A 22,473-nucleotide genomic window follows, 5' to 3' on the forward strand; every position below is an offset into this window, starting at 1 on the left:
TCCTGCCCTTTTGCCTTTTAGTGGTTTGAGAACCAGTTAAGCTTGCTCCTCAGCCCCACCACCCGGCCAACGATAATCAGCGCCGGACTGGCGACCTGGCCTGCCAGTTCCCCCAGCTGTGACAAATTGCCGTCCACGACCCGCTGCTGCACCGAGGTGCCATTTTCGACCAGCGCCACCGGCATCTCTGCCGACATACCGAACTCAATAAGCTTCGCCTGAATAGCCGCGGCCTGATTCAGCCCCATATAGAACACCAGGGTCTGTTTCTCTGCGGCCAGGTTTTCCCAGTCCAGCTCGCCGCCGGTTTTCAGATGGCCGGTAACCAGCCGCACGCTTTGGGCATAGTCCCGGTGGGTCAGCGGTATACCGGAATAGGCGGAGCAGCCGGAGGCGGCGGTGATCCCCGGTACGACCGAGAAGGGAATACCGCCGTCACACAGGGTTTCCAGCTCTTCGCCACCGCGGCCAAAGATAAAGGGATCGCCGCCCTTCAGACGCACCACGCGCTTACCCTGCTGTGCTTCTTTGAGCAGGATCTGGTTGATCTCCTCCTGCGGCACACAGTGATAGCCCGCACGCTTGCCGACAAAAATGCGATCCGCATCGCGACGGACCAGGTTCATGATCTCGTCGGAAACCAGCCGGTCATAGACCACCACGTCGGCCTGCTGGATTTGCTGCAGGCCCTTTAAGGTCAGCAGGCCCGCATCGCCGGGTCCTGCGCCGACCAGTACCACTTCACCGCGATGATCGAGCGACTCACCGAGCATCCGATCGGTAATGGCGGTGACGGACTGCTCATCCTGGTTGGCAAGCGACTGGGCAAGCCGGTCGTTGATAAAGAATTTTTCCCAGAAGCGGCGACGCTCGCTGATGGTAGCAAACTGCTTTTTGACCCGCCCACGCAGCTGCCCGGCGTAGTGGGCGACTTTGCCAAGATGCTGGGGCAGAACCGACTCCAGCTTTTCCCGCAGAAGGCGGGCCAGGACCGGCGAGGTGCCGCCGGAGGAGACGGCCACCATCAGCGGAGAGCGATCGATAATTGACGGCATAATAAAGCTGGCCTGTTTTGGCGCATCTACCACGTTACAGAAAATACGGCGGGCTTCTGCTGCCTCGCTGACATGCTGGTTTACCGCATCGTCATCGGTCGCGGCGATAGCCAGCCAGCAAGGATCCAGCAGAGCCTCATCAAATGGGCCTTCGGCCAGGGTGAGCATCCCTGCCTGCGCCCAGACTTCGAACTGCGGAGCAAACGCGAGGGCGTTAACCGTCAGCCGGGCACCGGCTTCCATAAGCAATCGTGCTTTACGTTCAGCCACGTCGCCGCCGCCGACCAGCAGGCAGGGGCGATCGCGTAACTGACAGAAGATGGGCAAGTGATCCACGACATTTCCTCATAATAAGACGTCGCCAGCTTCGGGAGGGCGTTTCGTTTTTTTGCGGTTAGCATAGCAGCAACCCGCGCACAGAAATACGGCGCCAGAAAAAGTATCGGCAGGAGGGAAAAAACGGGGGCAGCGCCCCCGTCGGTATCAGGCTTTCAGCTGGATGACGCCGTCTTTTACCCGGACGTCATAGTGGGCGATCGAATGGCCTTCATCTTCCATGCAGAGCCCGTCACGCAGACGGAAGCGCTGCTTTTTCAGCGGGCTGGCAACCCACAGCTCGCCCTGGTGTTCGGCGATAAGGCCGCGGGAGAGCACGCTGGCGGAGAAGAAAGGGTCGATGTTACTGATGGCGAACACCTGTTCGTCATCGCGGGGGCGAAAGACCGCGACCTGCTCACTACCCACCAGCGCACAGACGCCGGTGGCCGGGATAATGTCGCTTAGCTGACAGATACTGTGCCACTGGCTCATGCGTTTTCCTCCACCAGAGTAACCGGGATGCGCTCGTACGGGGTTGCCGGACGATGCTGCTGACGTTCTGATACCACCTGCACGTTCGGATCGCGCTGGGCGCTGTTGATAAAGTGATGGAAGCGGACCTGGGCCTGCGGGTCGTTGACGGTTTCTGTCCATTCACAGGTGACCGCCGCACGCAGACGAGTCATCTCAGCTTCCAGCTGGGCATCAAAGCCCAGCTTGTCATCGATAATGACGCTCTTCAGGTACTCGATGCCGCCTTCCATGCCTTCCAGCCAGGACGCGGTACGGGTCAGCTTATCGGCGGTGCGGATATAGAACATCATAAAGCGGTCGAGGTAGTGGATCAGGGTGTCGCGGTCGAGATCCGCTGCCAGCAGATCCGCATGGCGTGGTTTCATCCCGCCGTTGCCGCAGACGTACAGGTTCCAGCCTTTTTCGGTGGCGATAATGCCCACGTCTTTGCCCTGGGCTTCCGCACATTCGCGGGTACAGCCCGAGACGCCGAACTTCATTTTGTGCGGAGTACGGATACCCTTGTAGCGGTTCTCCAGCTCGACACCAAAGCCGACGCTGTCGCCCACGCCGTAGCGGCACCAGGTACTGCCGACGCAGGTTTTCGCCATGCGCAGCGCTTTGGCATAGGCATGACCCGTTTCGAAACCGGCGGCGATCAGCTGACGCCAGATTTCCGGCAGGTCATCTTTCTGCGCCCCGAACAGGCCAAGACGCTGAGAGCCGGTGATTTTGGTGTAGAGATTAAACTCGCGGGCGATACGGCCCACTTCCATCAGCCCTTCCGGCGTGATTTCGCCGCCCGCAGAACGTGGGATCACCGAGTAGGTGCCGTCCTTCTGGATATTGGCGAGGAAGTTATCGTTGGTATCCTGCAGCGGCGTGTGCTGCGGACGCAGGATGTACTCATTCCAGCAGGAGGCCAGCAGGGAGCCGACGGTTGGTTTACAGACTTCGCAGCCGTAGCCGGTACCGTATTTTGCCAGCAGCGCGTCGAAGGATTTGATCCCTTCCACGCGGATCAGGTGATACAGCTCCTGACGGGAGAAGGCGAAGTGTTCACACAGATTGTTGTTCACTTCGATGCCCTGTTTCGCCAGTTCGGCATTCAGGACCTGGGTCACCAGCGCGATACAGCCGCCGCAGCCGGTACCGGCTTTGGTTTCCGCTTTCAGGGCGGCGACGGTGTGGCAGCCTTTATTGATGGCGGCAACCAGGTCGCCTTTGGTGACGTCAAAGCAGGAGCAGATTTGCGCGCTGTCCGGCAGTTTATCGACGCCAATCGACGGTTTTCCACCCGCGGCGTGCGCCGGGAGGATCAGCGCGTCCGGGTTTTCCGGCAGCTCGATAGCGTTCAGGACCAGCTGCAGCAGGTTGCCAAAGTCGCTGGTATCACCGACCAGCACCGCTCCGAGCAGGGTTTTGTTATCTTCGCTGACGATAAGGCGTTTGTAGACCTCTTTGCTCTCGTCGAGATAGACGTAGCTGCGGGAATTTGGCGTACGACCGTGGGCATCGCCGATGCCGCCAACGTCTACGCCCAGCAGTTTCAGCTTGGCGCTGAGGTCTGCGCCCTGGAACACGTTCGGCGTGCCAAGGATATGGTCAACGGCGACCTGCGCCATTTTATAGCCGGGTGCGACCAGGCCGAAGGTCCGGTTTTCCCAGCTGGCGCACTCGCCGATGGCGTAAATGTCCGGGTCCGAGGTCTGGCAGGTGTCGTTAATCACGATCCCGCCGCGCTGCGCGACCGCCAGGCCGCACTGGGTGGCCAGCTTATCGCGTGGGCGGATACCGGTAGAGAAGACGATAAAGTCGACCTGCAGCTCGCTGCCGTCGGCAAACTGCATGGTTTTACGGGCTTCGGTGCCCTGCTGCACGATCTCTTTGGTGTTTTTGCTGGTGTGCACGCGCACGCCCATGCTTTCGATTTTGCGCTTCAGCTGCTCGCCGCCCATCGTATCCAGCTGTTCGGCCATCAGCATCGGCGCAAACTCGATCACGTGGGTTTCGACGCCGAGGTTTTTCAGCGCGCCGGCCGCTTCCAGGCCCAGCAGACCGCCACCGACCACCGCCCCGCGTTTGCTGCGGCGGGCGCAGGCTTCAATGGCGTTGAGATCTTCAATGGTGCGGTAGACAAAACAGTCCTGGGTTTCCGAGCCTTTAATCGGCGGGATCCACGGATAAGAGCCGGTCGCCATAATCAGCTTATCGTAATAGACCGTACGTCCGGCGCTGGAGTGAATGACCTTCTCTTCGCGGTTAATGGTGATGGCGCGTTCGCCGACCAGCACCTTAACGTCATGCTTTTCATAAAAGCCTTCGCGGACCAGCGACAGCTCTTCTGCCGTATGGTGAGAGAAGTAGGAGGAGAGGTGCACGCGGTCATAGGCGATGCGCGGCTCTTCACAGAATATAGTAATGGCGAACTGGCTGGCCGGGGCTTTATCGAGGAGGTCCTCGATAAACCGGTGGCCAACCATCCCGTTACCGATGATAGCGAGTCTGACTTTGCTCATTTTTGCCTCGATTTCTATTTTAATACCTCTACCTTAACGATTCAGCTAAAGGGGGTATTGATGCAAATCAAGTGCGTCTTTGCCTACCACTTAATGAGTATGACTTTGATTTTAGAGGTTTTTTGTAAGTGGTGGAAATCTCTGGCTTTTCCAGGGTGCGGGTTTTATGTACAAATTTGAGGGGGGAAACAACCCCTCTTCATGATGAAGAGGGGCAGGAGTGATTAGTGGTTTGCGTGCAGACGGTGACGGGTTACAAAGCCCAGCACCAGACACATCACAAAGACCACGGCATACAGGCCGTTAGCGGTCATCAGCGCCGCTTTTACGCCCTGATTTGCCACAATCGGACCGGTGACGATAAAGGTCAGCATGGTGCCGACGGTGCCGCAGGTCAGAATAAAGTTCACCAGCTTCGGCGAGGCAATTTTAGTCTGCAGGGAGCCGAGGGTGATAATCGAGGTGTAAATGGCGCTGGAGAAGAAACCGAGCGTCAGAATAAACCAGACCATATGTTCCGGCGCGCCGTTGATAAACAGGTACATCAGCACGGTCGCCAGCCCTGCCAGGACGGTCAGGATGCGCTGCAGGTCGAAGAAGCGCAGGATAAAGCTGAACGCCCACATGCCGAACATATACGACATCCAGAAATCGCTGACCAGCTTACCGGCATCGCTGAGGCTCAGGCCCAGGCTTTTGGCGTATTCCGGTACCCAGGAGATAAAGCCCAGCTGACCGAGGATGTAGCACAGGGCGGCAATGGACAGGAACAGCACGCCGATGCCCCATTTTTCTTTTGCCACCGGCTCGCTTTCCTTAACGGCTTTCTTACCCAGTACCGGGAAATCACAGCCAAAGGTCAGGATAAAGATCGCCACGTACACCAGACCGATAGCCGCATAGACCCAGTACCATTCGATGGTGCGCGCCAGCAGCCAGGCGGCGAGCATCGGGAAGATCATCCCGGCCATGCTGAAGAAGGAGTCGGTAAACAGCAGGCGGGAACCGCGCTGACGGCCTTCATACATATGGGTGATCAGGAAGGTCCCGATCGACATGGTAATACCGCTGACCAGGCCGAGAACAAACATCGCGGCGGAGAACAGCGCCAGGCTGTGGCTGAACATCAGCCCGGCAACGGCCGCCACCATCAGCACGAAGCCGAAGCGCAGCTGGGTTTTCAGCGGCACGATCTCCATCAGCCAGGCATTCAGGAAGATAGAGATCAGGATCCCGGCGTTCAGGAAGGTAAAGGTGTTACTCATGCTGGAAACGGGCAGCTGGAAATACTCTGCGATGTTTCCCATCACCATCCCGGTGACAATCACCAGCGCCCCGGTCAGGGCGTAGGAGAAAAAGCTGATCCATGTGAGCTTGATGCGGTTGCTGTTAGTCATGACTCGCCTGTGAATAGAAGTGTAAAGCGCATTGACAGCGCCGGAAGTGGCCGGATTTTAGTCATTCCAGTGACCAATTTAAATGTTTATTTGCAATATATTTCCTGGTTACAGGATTTGTTGTGATAAAAGTCACAATTGACTGCCGAAAACGATATCGTACACGTCAGTTACATCTGTTTCAGGTTGGTAAAATTAGGTAAATGGGTGGCCTGGAGCGGGAAGGCTCTTTACAATCAGGCCACGCGTTTGTTCACCGTTCTTCTTAAGGAACCCTCATGCTCAAATTGACTCTGGCGGCCGTCGCAACTGTTTTCGCTCTTTCCGCCGTATCCACTTCCGCACTGGCGGCGAAAGGCGCTCCTCACGTCCTGCTGACCACCTCCGCCGGCAATATTGAGCTGGAGCTGAACACCCAGAAAGCGCCTGTTTCGGTAGAAAACTTTCTCGGCTATGTGAATAGCGGTTTCTATAACAACACCATTTTCCACCGCGTTATCCCGGGCTTTATGGTGCAGGGCGGCGGCTTTAACGAGCAGATGCAGCAGAGCAAGCCGAATGCACCTATTAAAAACGAAGCGGATAACGGCCTGCGCAACACGCGCGGCACCGTTGCCATGGCGCGTACCGCCGATCAGGACAGCGCCACCAGCCAGTTCTTTATCAACGTTGCCGATAACGCCTTCCTCGACCACGGCCAGCGTGATTTTGGCTACGCGGTGTTTGGTAAAGTTGTGAAAGGGATGGATGTGGCTGACAAGATCTCTCAGGCGCAAAGCCATAACGTCGGGCCATACCAGAATGTGCCGACAAAACCGATAGTTATCCTGTCCGCGAAAGTCCTGCCTTAATTCTCCTTTGCGCGACCCGTCGGGTCGCGCACGCCTTGCCTCTCTGCATAACCTGGAATCGCTGCTTATACTTGTGGCACCTGGGCATGATTAGGGAGGCGAAAGTGAACACGCTCACTGACAAGCAAAAAACCCGTCTCTGGGAACGCACGCGCAATCACAATTTTCAGGCCAGTCGTCGTCTTGAGGGCGTCGATATTCCTCTGGTTACCCTGACGGCGGACGAGGCGCTGGAGAGGCTGGAAGCGTTAAGGAGGCATTATGAGCGATAAATTTGGCCACGGGCGCGACCCTTACCTTTATCCCGGCCTTAACGTGCTGCGTAACCGGCTGGGCATCCATCAGGCGCAGCGCCTTGAGCAGGCGGCGTATGAAATGACGGCGCTGCGTGCGGCGACCATGCCGATTGGGCCGCTGGTGCGCGGCCTGCCACATCTGTGTGCCATCCATCAGCATCTCTATCAGGATGTTTTCGACTGGGCCGGTCAGTTCCGCGAGGTCGATATCTATCAGGGTGATACCCGATTCTGCCACTTTGGCTATATCGAGAAAGAGGGCAATGCGCTGATGCGGGCGCTGGAAGAGGAGCACTACCTGGCCGAACTGGAAAGGCCAACCTTTATCGCCCGCCTGGCGCACTACTATTGCGAAATCAACGTCCTGCATCCGTTCCGGCTCGGTAACGGTCTGGCTCAGCGTATCTTCTTCGAACAGTTAGCGATTCACGCGGGCTATGCGCTGGACTGGCAGGGTATCGATCCTGACGCCTGGAGCCAGGCGAATCAGAGCGGCGCGATGGGCAAGCTGCAGCCGCTGGAGGATATCTTCGATAAGGTGGTGAATGACGGGCGGGAAACCGAGTAAACTAGCGCGGTTTGCGTTTCCCGGAGCCGCTATGATCCTGCTTATCGATAACTATGATTCCTTCACCTGGAACCTGTACCAGTACTTTTGTGAACTGGGAGCAGAGGTCTGCGTTCACCGCAACGACGAGCTGACGCTGGCGCAGATAGATGCGCTGGCCCCGCAGAAGATCGTCATTTCACCCGGTCCCTGCACGCCGACGGAAGCCGGTATCTCTCTTGAGGCTATCCGCCACTGCGCCGGTCGGATCCCGCTGCTCGGCGTGTGTCTGGGCCATCAGGCGATTGCCCAGGCCTTCGGCGCCACCATCGTACATGCGGCAAAGGTGATGCACGGAAAAACCTCCCCGGTGACCCACGGTAATACCGGTGTCTTCCGCAATCTGAATAATCCCCTGACCGTCACCCGCTACCACTCGCTGGTGATTGATCCGCCCACGCTGCCGGACTGCTTTGAGGTAACGGCATGGAGTGATACGCAGGAGATCATGGGGATCCGCCATCGCGACTGGGATCTGGAGGGCGTTCAGTTCCACCCGGAAAGTATCCTGAGTGAGCAGGGTCACGCGCTGCTGGCAAATTTCCTTAACCGCTGATGCGTTAGTGGTTGCCATGCAGTGATTTTTTATGCATATTTTGTGATTATAATTTCACATTCATTGCTGATTAACCAGGATGGCATGACATGGCAACAGAACAACCTGCAGTAACGCGTGCAACCTTTGATGAGGTAATCCTGCCTATTTTCGCCCCGGCTGAATTTATTCCGGTGAAGGGCAAGGGCAGCCGGGTGTGGGATCAGCAGGGTAAAGAGTATGTTGATTTCGCCGGCGGTATTGCGGTGACGGCGCTGGGCCACTGCCATCCTGCGCTGGTGGAGGCGCTGAAAAGCCAGGGCGAAACCCTGTGGCATATCAGCAACGTATTTACCAACGAACCGGCGCTGCGCCTGGCACGTAAAATCATCGATGCCAGCTTTGCCGAGCGCGTGGTGTTTATGAACTCCGGCACCGAAGCCAACGAAACGGCCTTCAAGCTGGCCCGCTATTACGCTTCCACCCGTCATAGTCCGTACAAAAGCAAAATCATTGCTTTCCATAACGCCTTCCACGGCCGTTCGCTGTTTACCGTGTCCGTCGGCGGCCAGCCGAAATACTCTGACGGCTTCGGGCCGAAACCGGCGGATATCATTCACGTTCCCTTTAACGACCTGCACGCGGTCAAAGCGGTGATGGACGATCACACCTGCGCGGTGGTGGTTGAGCCGATTCAGGGCGAAGGCGGCGTGACCGCCGCGACGCCGGAATTTTTACAGGGCCTGCGCGACCTGTGCGACCAACATCAGGCGCTGCTGGTGTTTGATGAAGTGCAGTCGGGGATGGGGCGTACCGGGGAGCTGTTTGCCTATATGCACTATGGCGTGACGCCGGATATTCTCACCAGCGCGAAAGCGCTGGGCGGCGGCTTCCCGGTCAGCGCCATGTTGACCACCCAGGAGATCGCCAGCGCCTTCCAGCCGGGCTCTCACGGTTCGACCTACGGTGGCAATCCGCTGGCCTGTGCGGTCGCCGGGGCGGCGTTCGACATTATCAATACGCCGGAAGTGCTGAACGGCGTCAATGATAAGCGCCAGCAGTTTGTCCACCATTTAGAGCAGATCAACGCGGAGCACGGTGTCTTTAGCGATATTCGCGGCATGGGGCTGCTGATCGGTGCCGAACTGGCGCCCGCTTACCAGGGACGCGCGCGTGACTTCCTGATGGCCGCTGCCGATGCTGGCGTGATGGTTCTCAATGCCGGGCCGAACGTGATGCGCTTTGCGCCATCGCTGGTGGTGGACACGGTGGATATCGATGAAGGGATGCAGCGCTTTGCCCGTGCCGTTGCGGCGGTGGTGAAGGCCTAACGTCGCAGACGCCGCGTCAGCCAGATACCGTGATGCGGCCTGGCTCGCCAGGCCACCGACGAAATGGTGTGCATGGTACCAAGATGCGACACCACCCGCTGCAGATGCTGTTCCAGAGTACCGACCGGGCTCTGGGATAGCGTTTGCGGGGCTTCCATTATATTCACGTCCCCGCTTTCCCCCGCGTCGTCATACTCCAGCCGCTGCTGACAGCGCTGAATCGCAATTTCACAGGACTGAAGATAATCCTGCGCCAGCGCCGGCGTCAGGCTCGTGTGTTCGCGGGCCAGAGTGGTCATGGCGTTGATATGCTCGACGATAAACTGGCTGTGGGTCACCCACAGTTTCATATCCTGCAGATAGAGCGTGTTGAACCCCGGCTCCTGCATCGCCTGATTCAGGGAGTTAAACAGGGTGTTATGCGCCTGATTCACCCGCATACGTTGCCAGGCCAGCGGCGTGGCCTCCGGGTTTTCACTCAGGATCAGCCGCAGCGCATCCTGATCGGCCTCCAGAGCATCATGGGCATTTTTGCGCAGCAGGCCGGTTTGCCACTGAGGCCACAGCCAGAGCACGCCACCAAAGGCGATCAGGCAGCCAATCAGGGTGTCGATAAGCCGGGTGGCGATAAACTGATCCCCGTTCAGGGTCAGCAGCTGCAGGGTATACACGGCGGTGACCGTAAAGCCAACCATCGCCCAGCCGTAGCTGGTGCGGATAATCAGATAGCTAATCAGCGTGATGGCCAGCATCGCCGTCAGGGTAATGGCTTCGCTGACCTGGAAATGGAGCGTGGCGGCGGCAATCAGCAGCCCCGCCAGGGTGCCGGCAGCCCGGTGCAGAATACGCACCCGCGTCGCGCCGTAGCCGTTCTGCGTGACAAACATAATGGTCATCAGGATCCACCAGGGCTTCGGTAGATGCAGAGCCATGCCCATCAGGCTACCGATGCTGAGCATCACACAGATACGCGCGGCGTTGCGCAGGGCCGGAGAGGAGAACGAAAGATAGCTTTTCAGCGCCGGGAATAGCGGCAGACGACGCTGTTTATCCGCCATCAGATCGCGGACGTAGAGCGGCCGCTGGGTACGCAGCAGACGGGCAATGCGGCTAAAGTGCCAGGCGCAGAACTGGCCGACCGGGTTGTCGGGGTGATGGCGGGCAATTTTATCCAGCGCACCGGCCTGCTTATCCATGGTAAAGCGGGTGGAGAAGCGATGGTAAAGGATATCGTCCGCCAGCTCGCGCAGCCGGGCGGCGACCGTCTGCGCATTCCAGCGGATCACCGCTTCGGCGTGGCTGCGCTCCACCAGTTTTTGCACTTCGCCAGGCTGGTGCAGGCTGACCGAGATATGCTCCTGTAAATCCAGTGCGACCTGGAAGGATCGCAGCAACCGTTTGTAATCGCTGTTCTGGCTGGCCGCCAGCATATGCAGCTGCTGGTAGCACTGGGTAATCAGGTCGACCGCTTTTTGCTGGCGCGCCAGCAGCGGCGGCAGGGCGGTTTCCGGATCGGTGTGCTGGGTCAGCAGGCTGTATTTGGTTTCGCAGTAGTCCGCCAGCTGGCGATAGAGCAGGCTCAGGGATTCCCGCAACGGCTGCTCGCGCCACAGCCGGAACCAGAACCAGTTAAACAGACCGTACCAGAGCGTGCCGAGCGCGTAGATCAGCAGCGGTGCCCAAAGTGGCATGTTGCCCGCCAGGCTCAGGGTAAAGATGGCGGCAATCAGCGAGGCGGGCAGAAGCCGGGCGTGCAGCGGGCTAATCTCCGCGGTCACGCCGAGCAGCAGCGTGATACCACACAGGATAACCGGTAACGGGACTGCATCAGCCAGCAGGAGCTGCATCGCCAGGCTGCTGCCGCAGAATAGCGACGCGCCGACGATCAGCCGTTTAAAGAAACGCTTATGCGGGGTATCAAGACCGGCAATATTGCAGCAGGCGGGCACCAGCGAGAACAGCAGACCCTGCTGTAGATGGCCGAACAGCAGGCCAACGGCCACGGGCAAACAGAGCACCAGCGTTTGACGCAGTGCGTAGTTGATTTCCGGATGGTAAATCAGCCTGCGCCACATAGAGGAATAAACAAAAACGGCGCATTAACGAGTAACGCGCCGCTTCAACGCAGGCTTAACGGGTGCCGTAAACGACGATGGTTTTACCGTGCGCGGAGATCAGGTTTTGATCTTCCAGCATTTTCAGAATACGGCCAACGGTTTCGCGGGAGCAGCCGACGATCTGGCCGATCTCCTGACGGGTGATTTTGATCTGCATTCCGTCCGGGTGGGTCATCGCATCCGGCTGTTTTGCCAGATTCAGCAGCGTCTGTGCGATACGGCCGGTCACGTCCAGGAAGGCGAGGTTGCCCACTTTTTCAGAAGTCACCTGCAGACGACGCGCCATCTGCGAGGAGAGTCGCATTAAGATATCCGGGTTAACCTGGATCAGCTGACGGAATTTTTTATAGGAGATTTCAGCTACTTCACAAGCGGTTTTAGCGCGAACCCATGCACTGCGTTCCTGACCCTCTTCAAACAGGCCTAATTCACCAATGAAGTCGCCCTGGTTAAGGTAAGAGAGGATCATTTCTTTTCCTTCCTCATCCTTAATAAGCACTGCCACAGAGCCTTTAACGATGTAATACAGCGTTTCTGCTTTTTCACCCTGGTGAATCAGCGTGCTCTTAGACGGGTACTTATGGATGTGGCAATGAGACAAGAACCATTCGAGAGTCGGGTCTGTTTGCGGTTTGCCAAGCACCATGCGCGGTTATCCTCTGTTATAAGCGGTCTCCAGAGCCAGGTGTAAGGTACCGTCTCTGGGGTTGCAATCGTATACTTCCCGATTCCTGGGAAGATGGCTGTCAGATCCTCTGCAGCCTGTAATGTGATGTCCTCTGCATACATGCAAATCATCAATGAATTACCGTAGTATCGAGACTGTTTTAGCATAGCTTTTGCCGCCTGTCTCCTGGTGTCTCGCTTCAGCATGACGCAGGTCGCCTTCCGTTGCGAGTTTTGTTATGTGCGCGTAATCTGTGGGGAAAATTGGGAATCCGGAGTTAAATATTATGCATGCGCGTGTGAAATGGGTTGAAGGGCTAACATTCCTGGGCGAGTCGGCTTCCGGGCACCAGATCATGATGGACGGCAATGCCGGTGATAAGGCACCCAGCCCGATGGAAATGGTGCTGATGGCGGCAGGTGGATGCAGCGCCATTGACGTAGTGTCGATTCTGCAGAAGGGGCGTCATGCGGTTACCGACTGCGAAGTGAAGCTGACCTCCGAGCGTCGGGAAGAGGCTCCGCGTCTGTTCACGCATATCAATCTGCACTTTGTCGTGACCGGTAAGGATCTGAAGGATGCGGCGGTGTCCAGAGCGGTGGATCTGTCGGCGGAGAAGTACTGCTCCGTTGCCCTGATGCTGGAGAAGGCGGTCAATATCACCCACTCTTACGAAGTGGTGGAAGGCTAAGCCTGGTCGGTCTGGCCCGGCAGGCAGCGTGCCGCCGGGCTTCTTTCGCTATTCGATTTTTTTGCCTTCCATCAGTCGCTGCACCAGCGGCATCATAATCAGCTCCATCGCCAGCCCCATTTTACCCCCTGGCACCACCAACGTATTCATCTGAGAAATGAATGAGCCCTGCAGCATTGCCAGCAGCCAGGGATAATCAATATCTTCCAGATTGCGGAAGTGGATCACCACCAGGCTCTCATCCAGCGAGGGAATCGTTTTGGCGGCAAACGGGTTAGAGGTATCGACGGTCGGCACGCGCTGGAAGTTAATATGGGTGCGTGAGAACTGCGGCGTAATGTAGTTAATATAGTCATCCATCGACCGCACCACCGAGTCCATCACGGTTTCCCGGGAATGCCCGCGTTCGCTGGTGTCGCGAACCAGCTTCTGGATCCACTCCAGGTTAACGATCGGCACCACCCCGACCAGCAGATCCACATGCTGCGCGACGTCATGACGATCGTCCACGACGCCGCCGTGCAACCCTTCGTAGAAGAGAATATCCGTCGGTTCCGGCAGCGGCTGCCAGGGCGTAAAGGTACCGGGCACCTGATTCCACGGCACCGCCTCATCATAGGTATGCAGATACTTTCGCGACTGGCCCGTGCCGCCGTTGCCGTACTCGATAAAGGTTTGTTCCAGCAGGCCAAAGTCGTTGGCTTCCGGGCCGAAATAGCTGATATGACGGCCAAGATCCCGCGCTTTGCGGATCGCCATATCCATTTCCGGACGGGTGTAGTGATGAAAACTGTCGCCCTCAACCTCTGCGGCGCGCAGATTAAGCTGGGCAAAGATTTTGCGAAACGCGAGGCTGGTGGTGGTGGTGCCCGCGCCGCTGGAGCCGGTCACGGCGATCACCGGATGTTTGGCAGACATAAGGAACTACTCCCTGAAAGGCGGTGGAATTGAGTATAGACCCATCACCCTTCAGGCAGCGTGACGGAGTGATTGCCTGTAACGTCAGCCACGGAAGTGCGCGCGTGGCATAATATTGACCGTCTCGTGCAGCTCTGACCACACCAGCACGGCCTCGCCGCGCTGTAGCTGACTTTTTACATCGGCGACCTTTTGTTCAAGCGAACGTTCATGTTCACCATAATCGGTCCCTTCACGCAAGACAAAGCTTTCAATCAGACTATCCAGCGTCTCAGGCGTCAGCTCCTGCCAGGGGATCATCATTTCGCACGCTCCAGATAATGCGTCAGCCAGTCGGGGATTCGGGTCTCCAGCCACATTTTCGGACGTCGCAGAGTACCGCCGACAAAGCCCACGTGGCCGCCGTGTTCGGTTAGCTGGTACTCCACGTGCGGCGGGAGCGTTGTCACATCGGGTATCACCTGGCTATCCATAAACGGATCGTCCTTCGCGTGGATAATCAGCGTTGGTTTGGCTATCTGATTCAGCAGCGGCAGGGCGCTACAGCGGCGATAGTAGTCGATGGCATCGCTAAAGCCGTGAATGCGGGCGGTGATCAGATCGTCAAACTCGCGCAGGCGACGTACTTTTTTCAACTGCGGTAAATCGATGGGCAACGTGCCGGGCCAGGCTTTGAGCTTGCGGGTGGCATTAGCTTTCAGCAGGTTCAGCAGATAGCGCTGATAGACGCGGGAGAAGCCTTTTTCCATATGGTAGCTACAGGCTTCCAGCAGGAACGGCGCGGAGACAATCACCGCCGCATCCAGCGGCGCGTCATGGCCGGTTTTTGCCAGCAGGCAGGCCAGCATATTGCCGCCCAGCGAATAGCCGACGGCGGCGGTAGGCGCCTCGCCAAGTTCGCGCTTCAGCCAGTGCAGAAACCAGGTTCCATCTTCCGTTTCGCCAGAGTGGTAAATACGCTTTTGCCGGTTAGGCTCGCCGCTGCAGCCGCGAAAGTGCATTACCACGCCCAGCCAGCCGCGTTCGCTGGCGGCCTGGATTAAACCGTGGGCGTAAGGGCTGTGCAGGCTGCCTTCCAGCCCGTGGAACACCACCAGCCGGGGTTTGTGCTTCGCCTGCTGCGGATCTTCGCTCCACGCCAGGTCGACAAAATCATCATCCGGCAGCTCAAGGCGCTGCCAGTGCGGCGTAAACTGCAGACGGCGGCGTAAAATACGCGGCAGCATAGTCTGCAGATGCCGGTTGCGCAGGCCGACCATCGGGCGGAACGCCTGGCTATCCTCAGCGGTAAGGGGAAGGTCAACGGGAGTTATCTGGGCCATATTCTGTGCGATGTTTTCTTATGAATTCGCGGACTACTATAACGCCTGTTGGCGACGGTGTTGACTATTTTGCGGCACGGCACGCAAAACAGCCCCTTCGTTGCCTGCTGCACGCATACCTCCTTTTAATTACTCCTTATCTGATCCATCTCACGTTTTTGTCGCATCAATCGTTACTCTCAGGCTAACGATCTGGCCACGGGCTTAATTGATGCATTTCTCAGCAGGGCGCACACTGGTTTTAGCGTTAAGCAAATCAAAATGATGTGCTGAATCAGGAGGTTAATAATGTTATCTGCGCAAACACCAGCTCGGGTGTGGAACACGCGCCGCACGGAAAAACAGCGGCGCATGGCGTCCGTTCCCGTGCAGGGCAAGGTACTGCCGACCGGCGACCTTGTTGCTATGCTGGAAAAACTGATCGCGCCGGGCGACAGAGTGGTACTGGAAGGGAACAACCAGAAGCAGGCGGATTTTCTCTCCCGCATGCTGGCGGAAGTAAACCCGCAAAAAGTGCACGACCTGCATATGATTATGCCGAGCGTCGGGCGCAGCGAGCACCTGGATATTTTTGAAAAAGGGATCGCCCGCAAGCTGGACTTCTCCTTCTCCGGTACCCAGAGCCTGCGTATTTCGCAGCTGCTGGAAGATGGCCTGCTGGAAATCGGCGCCATCCACACCTATATCGAACTTTACTCCCGTCTTTACGTCGACCTCGCCCCTAACGTGGCGCTGATTGCCGGTTTTAAAGCTGACCGCAAAGGTAACCTCTATACCGGAGCCAGTACCGAAGATACTCCGGCGCTGGTGGAAGCCGCCGCGTTCCGCGACGGGATCGTGATTGCCCAGGTGAATGAACTGGTTGATGACGAAACCGACCTGCCGCGCGTCGATATTCCCGGCTCCTGGATTGACTACGTGGTCGTTGCCGATAAGCCGTTCTTTATCGAACCGCTGTTTACCCGCGATCCGCGCCTGATTAAGCAGGAACATATCCTGATGGCGATGATGGCGATCAAGGGTATCTACGCTGAGCACCAGGTGCAGTCCCTGAACCACGGGATTGGTTTTAACACCGCCGCCATTGAGCTGCTGCTGCCGACCTACGGCGAACAGCTGGGGCTGAAAGGTAAAATCTGTAAGCACTGGACTCTGAACCCGCATCCGACGCTGATCCCCGCCATTGAAAGCGGCTGGGTGGAGAGCGTGCACTGCTTCGGCGGTGAACTGGGAATGGAAGAGTACATTCGCGCCCGTCCCGATATCTTCTATACCGGTGCCGATGGCTCCATGCGCTCCAACCGTGCCTTCTGTCAGCTGGCCGGCCAGTACGCGGTGGATATGTTTATCGGCTCCACCCTGCAGGTGGATGGTGATGCGAACTCCTCTACCGTGACCCGCGGTCGTCTTTCCGGCTTTGGCGGTGCGCCAAATATGGGCCATGACCCGCACGGTCGCCGCCATGCCACCCCGGCCTGGCTGAATATGATCAACGAGCCGGATCCGATGCAGCGCGGTAAAAAACTGGTGGTGCAGATGGTGGAAACCTTCCAGGCCGGTGTGAAACCGACGTTTGTTGAGAAACTCGATGCGGTTGAGGTCGCGAAATCCACCGGCATGCCGCTGGCCCCGGTCATGATCTACGGCGATGACGTGACCCACGTCCTGACCGAAGAGGGGATTGCCTACCTCTATCGTGCCAACAGCCTGGAAGAGCGTCGGGCGATGGTGGCTGCGGTTGCCGGGATCACCGATATCGGCCTGGGCGTTGACGCGAAACGCGTTGCCGAACTGCGTAAAAGCGGCAAAGTCGCCTATCCGGAAGATATGGGTATTCGTCGTACCGACGCCACCCGTTCTCTGCTGGCGGCCAGCAGCGTCTCTGACCTCGTTGAGTGGTCTGACGGTCTGTATAACCCACCTGCGAAATTCCGGAGCTGGTAATGAAACTTCTGCCACAGATTCAGGCCGAGGGCGGTGCCGAATGGCTGGCGCGAGCCGCCACCCACTGTCTGATTGACGAAGCACGTTTAAGCCCGAAGCCTGGTCTGGTGGACAGTCGGGGGAACGGGGCGCACCACGACCTGACGCTGTCGCTGATGGAGACATCCGCGCACAGCCTGACCCCCACGTTTCAGAATCTGGCGCAGCAAAGCTGGCAGCGGCCGGCCGATATCGCCCTTCGTCAGACCATCGGTCGACTCGGTCGGGAAGGCGAGCAGCAGATGATGGCGGCAACCGGCGGAGTGAACACCCACCGCGGCGCAATCTGGGCGCTGGGCCTGCTGGTGAGCGCGGTTGCCATGCTCGGCGGCAGCGCTTCTGCTCAGGCGATCACCGCCATCGCAGCACAGCTTGCCGCGCTGCCGGACGATGCGGCACCAAAAGTGTTTAGTAAGGGGCTGCGTGCCACGCACCGTTATCGGGTGCCGGGCGCACGCGAGGAAGCGCAGCAGGCTTTTCCGCACGTGATGGCGCTTGCGCTACCGCAGCTGCAGCGTAGCCGTCGCGACGGTGCCAGCGAGGCGCAGGCGAGGATCGATGCGCTGATGGCCATCATGACCTCGCTGAGCGATACCTGCGTACTCTCCCGTGCCGGAATGGAAGGTCTGCAGGCGATGCAAAACGGCGCACGTGCCGTTCTGCAGGCGGGCGGCACCGTCTGTGTGGCAGGGCAGCAGGCGCTGGCCCGGCTTGATGCGCAGATGCTGATGCTAAACGCCTCGCCGGGCGGCGCGGCAGATTTACTGGCCGCCACGCTGTTTCTCGACCGCATCGCCACGCCCAATTTACCGAATTAAGAGGATGTTATGGAAAAGATTACGATCGCTATGCCCGCCAGCCGCACGCTAAGCGGCAAAGCACTGGCAGGCGTTGTCGGCTCCGGGGATATGGAGGTGTTATTCACCGCCGACCAGGGGCAGACGCTGACCATCGATATTACCACCTCCGTGGATAACAGCCGCGGACGCTGGGAAGCGCTGTTTACGCGCCTCGCCACCGTCAGCAGCCTGCCTGCGGGTCGACTTACCGTCCACGATTTTGGCGCAACGCCCGGCGTTGCACGCATTCGTATCGAACAGGTCTTCGAAGAGGTGAGCTATGCGTAATGACCGCAGTTTTATTGAATTAAAAGCGCGCCAGCGTGCGCAGGCGCTGCTGGACAGCGGCAGCTATCGCGAACTGCTGGATCCGTTCGAGGGGATCGTCTCCCCGTGGCTGGGTGCGCAGGGCATTGTCCCACAGGCGGACGACGGCATGGTGGTGGCGAAAGGCACTATCAACGGTCAACCGGCGGTGGTTGTGGCGATTGAAGGCGCGTTCCAGGGCGGCAGCATGGGCGAAGTGTCCGGCGCTAAAATGGCGGCGGCGCTGGAGCTGGCGGCGGAAGATAACCGCAACGGTATTCCGACCCAGGCGGTACTGAGCCTGGAAACCGGCGGTGTCCGTCTCCAGGAAGCGAACCTGGGTCTGGCGGCTATCGCCGATATTCACGCGGCCATTGTCGATTTACGTCGCTATACGCCGGTCGTCGGGATCGTCACCGGGACCGTCGGGTGCTTTGGCGGGATGTCTATCGCCGCCGCCCTGTGCAGTTACCTGATTGTGACCCGCGAAGCTCGTCTGGGCCTGAACGGCCCGCAGGTGATTGAGCAGGAAGCCGGTATTGAAGAGTACGACTCCCGCGACCGTCCGTTTATCTGGAGCATGACCGGCGGCGAAGTCCGCTATCAGAGCGGACTCGTGGATGCGCTGGTCGGCGACGGGATTAACGCCGTGAAGCAGGCGATGAGCGACGCCATTGCCAAAGGCGTACCGGCCAGACACCGCACCGATAACTACGACTGGTATCTGCAACGTCTGACCCAGTTCGACACCCGTCAACAGGCCGATTCAGCGCAAATTCAGGCGCTCTTTGCCCGGGAGGAAAAAGCATGAGTCATACAGTAAGCCGCGGCGCCCTGTGGCTGGAAAAACTGGCGCCAAATGCCACGCGTCTGAGCGGGCTTTGTGCCTCCGTCCAGGTGGCAGACAGTGAACTTAACGGCGAGGCGGTGCGTTTTATCGCCGTGGTCCCCGATGCCAACAATCACTATCCACGCGCCGCAGGCGGCGAAGTGGGTCTGCTTGAGGGCTGGACACTGGCCAAAGTCGTGAGCGAAACCATTGCCGCCGACGCAGACAAAGCCGTTAAGCGCCCGATTATTGCGGTGATTGACGTGCCGAGTCAGGCCTACGGTCGCCGGGAAGAGGGTTTTGGTATTCACCAGGCCTTAGCCGGTGCGGCTGGTGCCTATGCCAACGCCCGTCTTGCCGGTCATCCGGTGATTGGGCTGATCGTCGGTAAAGCGATGTCCGGTGCCTTCCTGGCGCACGGCTATCAGGCTAACAAGCTGATCGCCTTTAACGATCCGGGCGTGCTGATCCACGCGATGGGGAAAGAGTCGGCGGCGCGTATTACGCTGCGCACCGTGGAGGCGCTGGAAAAACTGGCCGCCACCATCCCGCCGATGGCCTACGACATCAGCAACTATGCCACCCTGGGCCTGCTTTCCAGTCTGCTGGATATCAGCAACCCGGATGCGCCGTCCGCCGCCGATCTGACCCAGGTGAACAACACGCTGCATCAGGCCATCCAGGATGCGCGTCAGGATAACACCCTGAAAAACCGACTGGGAGCCGACAATCGCCGCAGCTCGTCCCTCGTCCGTGAACGTATGCGTGCGAGCTGGTAAGTAGAAAGTAAAAGAGAGACCTGCCGGACCGACGCAGCGACCACCGCAGCGTCGGTATCCGAAAAATAATAATCATCGCGCCAGTGCTACTTTTTAAAACTACAGGTGATTTATGACTTACGTAATTGTTCATGCCCTTGCACCGATTTTCATCATCATGCTGCTGGGTTTCTGGGCGGGAAAGGCCAAAATGGTCGACAACAAAAATGTCTCCCTGCTCAATATCTTCGTAATGGATTTTGCTCTGCCCGCCGCGCTGTTCAGCGCCACGGTACAAACGCCGTGGACCGGGATTATTGCCCAGTCGCCGCTGATTCTGGTGCTGACGCTGGCGATGTGGATCACCTACGCCATCATCTACTTCCTTGCGACCGGCGTATTTAAGAAATCCCCGCAGGATGCGGCCGTGCTGACCCTGACCGTGGCACTGCCGAACTATGCGGCGCTGGGCCTGCCGATTCTGGGCAGCGTGCTGGGGGAAGGGTCGGCAACGTCGCTTTCCGTCGCCGTCTCGATTGCCTGCGGTTCCGTACTGATGACCCCGTTCTGCCTGCTGATTCTGGAACGCGAAAAAGCCCGCGCCGCCGGGGGCAATACCGGCTCCACGCTGGCGATGCTGCCGGTGCTGATGTGGCGCTCGGTGAAAAAACCGATTGTGCTCGGTCCGCTGCTGGGCGTGGTGCTGTCGGCTATCGGCATTAAAATGCCGGAGCTGCTGCTGGCCTCCATTAAGCCGCTGGGCCTGTCGGCGACCGCCGCTGCGCTGTTCCTGACCGGGGTGATCCTCTCCGCCCGTAAGCTGCAGATCAATACCGTGGTGATTTCGTCCACCATCGCCAAATTGCTGATTCAACCGGCTATTGCCTGGGGTATCGTGCTGGCCTTTGGCCTTTCTGGTCCGGTTGCCATCACCGCGATCCTGATGATTGCGCTGTCAGCCGGTTTCTTCGGCGTGGTCTTCGGTAACCGCTTTGGCGTACAGTCTCCGGATGCGGAAGCGGTCCTGCTGCTGAGCTCGGTACTCTGTATCCTGTCGCTGCCGCTGTTTATCTCGCTGACTTCAGGAATGTAAATCATGACCACAACATTACGTCCCCACGACCTTATCTGGCTTGCCTCACGCGAGGCGCTGGAAGGCATTGCCGATGACTGGGTGAAAACCCTCTGGCATACCGGCCTGCCGGTGGTGGTGCGACGTGATGTTGATGGTGACGGACGCATCCCCGTCGGCGTACGTGGGATGCGTCGCGACCAGCGTGCGGCGGGATGGGTTAAGCCTGAGCAGGTTACGCGGGTGGTATCACCCGAGGATCTTAGCGACCCGCAGTCGCTGCTGCGTTCGCCGTTTATCAGCCAGCAGCCCGTACAGCTTGCGCTGATGCTGGCGCAGCAATCCTGGCCCTGGCGCTGGGGAGTCACCGGCAGTACCGGCTACGCACTGGCAACGGGTATCCCGGTGATCCACGCCGCCAGCGATCTCGATCTGCTGATCCGTGCGCCGCAGCCGCTGTCGCCGGAAGAATTCACCCGCTGGCAGCAACAGCTGGACGGCGCGCTGTGCCGGGCGGATACCCAGCTGGAAACGTCTTCTGGCGCCGTGGCGCTGGCCGAATGGCTACGGGACGGCAGGGCGCTGTTGAAAACACACCGGGGACCGCGTCTGGTGAGCGATCCCTGGAACAGGGAGGCCTAAATGAAGATTCTGTTTACTTTTCCGGGGCAGGGCGCACAGCACCCCGGAATGCTGCAACACCTGCCCGGCCCGGAAAAAGAGGAGGCCAGGGCGGTTCTCGGCGCGGAAGTGGACGCGCTGGATTCTCCTGACGCACTGCGTCATACCCGTGCGGTCCAGCTTTCGCTGCTGATTGCCGGTGTTTCCTGGGCCCGGGCGCTGGAACAGCGCGGCGTGAAGCCCGATATCGTGAGCGGCCTCTCTATCGGCGCGTATCCGGCGGCAGTGGTCGCGGGCGCGCTGGATTTTGCCGATGCATTAAGGCTGGTGGCCCTGCGTGGCGATCTGATGGAGCAGGCGTATCCCCACGGCTATGGTCTGACGGCGATTATGGGCCTGACGCTTTCCCAGGTGGAAGGGCTACTGGAAGAGAGCGGAACCTATATTGCTAACTTGAATGCGGAAACGCAGATTGTGATTGCCGGTCGCGATGAGGCGATGGCCCAGGTGGCGCAGCGAGCGCTGGCGAAAGGGGCGACCAAAGCCCAGCGTCTGGCGGTCAGCGTGCCTTCCCACTGTGCGCTGCTCGATCAACCCGCCGGAGAACTGGCGCAGGCGTTCAGTCAGGTCACGCTGGCGCGTCCGCGCTGTGCGTACCTGAGCGGCAGTACCGGTCGGGTCCTGTGGCAGCCGGAAAAAATAGCCGACGACCTGGCGATGAATATGGCGCGCACGGTGCGCTGGCAGGAGGCGGTGATTGCCGCTAACGAGCGTGAGGCACGGCTTGCCGTAGAGATGCCGCCCGGTGGCGTACTCACCTGCCTGACGCGTCAGGCGGCGTGGCAGGGCGAGTCTGTCGCCGTGGCGCGCAGCGGTATTGAGGTGGTGGCCCACCTGGCGAAGCGTCTTATGGCGCAGGCGTAGCCTG

Annotated in this window: 23 protein-coding genes; 14 read left to right on the top strand and 9 right to left on the bottom strand. The window is 58.8% G+C overall.

Annotation, left to right across the window (positions count from 1 at the left end; genetic code table 11):
• Positions 1-17 precede the first annotated feature (17 nt).
• The 4 genes from cysG to tsgA form a co-directional block, all read right to left on the bottom strand.
• On the bottom strand, positions 18-1,391 hold the full coding sequence (gene cysG / locus EDF81_RS19900) for a siroheme synthase CysG (protein ID WP_123349895.1): 1,374 nt from the start codon (positions 1,389-1,391) through the stop codon (positions 18-20).
• Positions 1,392-1,538: 147 nt separating this feature from the next.
• Positions 1,539-1,865: a nitrite reductase small subunit NirD gene (nirD, locus tag EDF81_RS19905; RefSeq protein WP_123349896.1), complete on the bottom strand. Its 327-nt coding sequence runs from the start codon at positions 1,863-1,865 to the stop codon at positions 1,539-1,541.
• On the bottom strand, positions 1,862-4,405 hold the full coding sequence (gene nirB / locus EDF81_RS19910; protein ID WP_123349897.1) for a nitrite reductase large subunit NirB: 2,544 nt from the start codon (positions 4,403-4,405) through the stop codon (positions 1,862-1,864). The genes nirD and nirB overlap by 4 nt, the downstream gene beginning before the upstream one ends.
• 224 nt (positions 4,406-4,629) lie before the next feature.
• Positions 4,630-5,802 (bottom strand): MFS transporter TsgA, encoded by a 1,173-nt coding sequence (tsgA, locus tag EDF81_RS19920; RefSeq protein ID WP_123349898.1) that lies wholly within the window; start codon positions 5,800-5,802, stop codon positions 4,630-4,632.
• Positions 5,803-6,080: 278 nt separating this feature from the next.
• Here tsgA and ppiA point away from each other — a divergent pair, with 278 nt between their 5' ends.
• The 5 genes from ppiA (at position 6,081) to EDF81_RS19945 (ending at position 9,422) form a co-directional block, all read left to right on the top strand.
• Entirely contained in the window at positions 6,081-6,653 is a 573-nt protein-coding gene (gene ppiA, locus EDF81_RS19925; protein ID WP_123349899.1) for a peptidylprolyl isomerase A, read from the top strand.
• A gap of 104 nt (positions 6,654-6,757) precedes the next feature.
• Positions 6,758-6,925 carry a YhfG family protein gene (locus EDF81_RS19930; protein ID WP_123349947.1) on the top strand — a complete coding sequence of 56 codons (168 nt, stop codon included), beginning with the start codon at positions 6,758-6,760 and terminating at the stop codon, positions 6,923-6,925.
• On the top strand, positions 6,915-7,517 hold the full coding sequence (locus tag EDF81_RS19935; protein ID WP_123349900.1) for a putative adenosine monophosphate-protein transferase Fic: 603 nt from the start codon (positions 6,915-6,917) through the stop codon (positions 7,515-7,517). The genes EDF81_RS19930 and EDF81_RS19935 overlap by 11 nt, the downstream gene beginning before the upstream one ends.
• 31 nt (positions 7,518-7,548) lie before the next feature.
• Complete coding sequence (gene pabA / locus EDF81_RS19940; RefSeq protein WP_123349901.1) at positions 7,549-8,112, top strand: aminodeoxychorismate synthase component 2; 564 nt, start codon at positions 7,549-7,551, stop codon at positions 8,110-8,112.
• A gap of 89 nt (positions 8,113-8,201) precedes the next feature.
• Complete coding sequence (locus tag EDF81_RS19945; RefSeq protein WP_123349902.1) at positions 8,202-9,422, top strand: aspartate aminotransferase family protein; 1,221 nt, start codon at positions 8,202-8,204, stop codon at positions 9,420-9,422.
• Here the strand turns inward: EDF81_RS19945 and EDF81_RS19950 are convergent.
• A complete protein-coding gene (locus tag EDF81_RS19950) occupies positions 9,419-11,497 on the bottom strand; it encodes a YccS/YhfK family putative transporter (RefSeq protein WP_123349903.1) in 2,079 nt (692 codons plus the stop codon). The two genes, EDF81_RS19945 and EDF81_RS19950, sit on opposite strands and share 4 nt — an antisense overlap.
• A gap of 55 nt (positions 11,498-11,552) precedes the next feature.
• Positions 11,553-12,185, bottom strand: coding sequence for a cAMP-activated global transcriptional regulator CRP (crp, locus tag EDF81_RS19955; protein ID WP_000242758.1), 633 nt, complete (start codon positions 12,183-12,185; stop codon positions 11,553-11,555).
• A gap of 307 nt (positions 12,186-12,492) precedes the next feature.
• On the opposite strand from crp, the gene EDF81_RS19960 reads away from it, so the two are divergent.
• Complete coding sequence (locus EDF81_RS19960; RefSeq protein WP_123349904.1) at positions 12,493-12,897, top strand: OsmC family protein; 405 nt, start codon at positions 12,493-12,495, stop codon at positions 12,895-12,897.
• Positions 12,898-12,945: 48 nt separating this feature from the next.
• Here the strand turns inward: EDF81_RS19960 and EDF81_RS19965 are convergent, their stop codons facing one another.
• From EDF81_RS19965 to EDF81_RS19975, 3 genes are all read right to left on the bottom strand, one after another.
• On the bottom strand, positions 12,946-13,815 hold the full coding sequence (locus tag EDF81_RS19965) for a phosphoribulokinase (RefSeq protein WP_123349905.1): 870 nt from the start codon (positions 13,813-13,815) through the stop codon (positions 12,946-12,948).
• A gap of 84 nt (positions 13,816-13,899) precedes the next feature.
• Positions 13,900-14,118, bottom strand: a complete 219-nt coding sequence (locus tag EDF81_RS19970) for a YheU family protein (protein ID WP_123349906.1) — start codon at positions 14,116-14,118, stop codon at positions 13,900-13,902.
• On the bottom strand, positions 14,115-15,137 hold the full coding sequence (locus tag EDF81_RS19975; protein WP_123349907.1) for a hydrolase: 1,023 nt from the start codon (positions 15,135-15,137) through the stop codon (positions 14,115-14,117). The genes EDF81_RS19970 and EDF81_RS19975 overlap by 4 nt, the downstream gene beginning before the upstream one ends.
• A gap of 288 nt (positions 15,138-15,425) precedes the next feature.
• On the opposite strand from EDF81_RS19975, the gene mdcA reads away from it, so the two are divergent.
• The 8 genes from mdcA (at position 15,426) to mdcH (ending at position 22,469) form a co-directional block, all read left to right on the top strand.
• A complete protein-coding gene (gene mdcA, locus EDF81_RS19980; RefSeq protein WP_123349908.1) occupies positions 15,426-17,081 on the top strand; it encodes a malonate decarboxylase subunit alpha in 1,656 nt (551 codons plus the stop codon).
• On the top strand, positions 17,081-17,938 hold the full coding sequence (locus tag EDF81_RS19985; protein WP_123349909.1) for a triphosphoribosyl-dephospho-CoA synthase: 858 nt from the start codon (positions 17,081-17,083) through the stop codon (positions 17,936-17,938). The genes mdcA and EDF81_RS19985 overlap by 1 nt, the downstream gene beginning before the upstream one ends.
• 9 nt (positions 17,939-17,947) lie before the next feature.
• A complete protein-coding gene (gene mdcC / locus EDF81_RS19990; protein WP_123349910.1) occupies positions 17,948-18,247 on the top strand; it encodes a malonate decarboxylase acyl carrier protein in 300 nt (99 codons plus the stop codon).
• The gene (locus EDF81_RS19995; RefSeq protein WP_123349911.1) at positions 18,240-19,076 is read left to right on the top strand and encodes a biotin-independent malonate decarboxylase subunit beta; all 837 of its coding nucleotides are present in this window, start codon (positions 18,240-18,242) and stop codon (positions 19,074-19,076) included. The genes mdcC and EDF81_RS19995 overlap by 8 nt, the downstream gene beginning before the upstream one ends.
• Positions 19,073-19,873, top strand: coding sequence for a biotin-independent malonate decarboxylase subunit gamma (mdcE, locus tag EDF81_RS20000; protein WP_123349912.1), 801 nt, complete (start codon positions 19,073-19,075; stop codon positions 19,871-19,873). Before EDF81_RS19995 ends, mdcE begins: the two co-directional genes overlap by 4 nt.
• 112 nt (positions 19,874-19,985) lie before the next feature.
• Positions 19,986-20,945: an AEC family transporter gene (locus EDF81_RS20005; protein WP_123349913.1), complete on the top strand. Its 960-nt coding sequence runs from the start codon at positions 19,986-19,988 to the stop codon at positions 20,943-20,945.
• Positions 20,946-20,948: 3 nt separating this feature from the next.
• Entirely contained in the window at positions 20,949-21,566 is a 618-nt protein-coding gene (locus tag EDF81_RS20010) for a malonate decarboxylase holo-ACP synthase (RefSeq protein WP_123349914.1), read from the top strand.
• Positions 21,567-22,469, top strand: coding sequence for a malonate decarboxylase subunit epsilon (gene mdcH / locus EDF81_RS20015; protein WP_123349915.1), 903 nt, complete (start codon positions 21,567-21,569; stop codon positions 22,467-22,469).
• The last annotated feature ends 4 nt before the right edge of the window (positions 22,470-22,473 follow it).

The organism is Enterobacter sp. BIGb0383 (assembly GCF_003751845.1).
Classification (GTDB): Bacteria; Pseudomonadota; Gammaproteobacteria; order Enterobacterales; family Enterobacteriaceae; genus BIGb0383.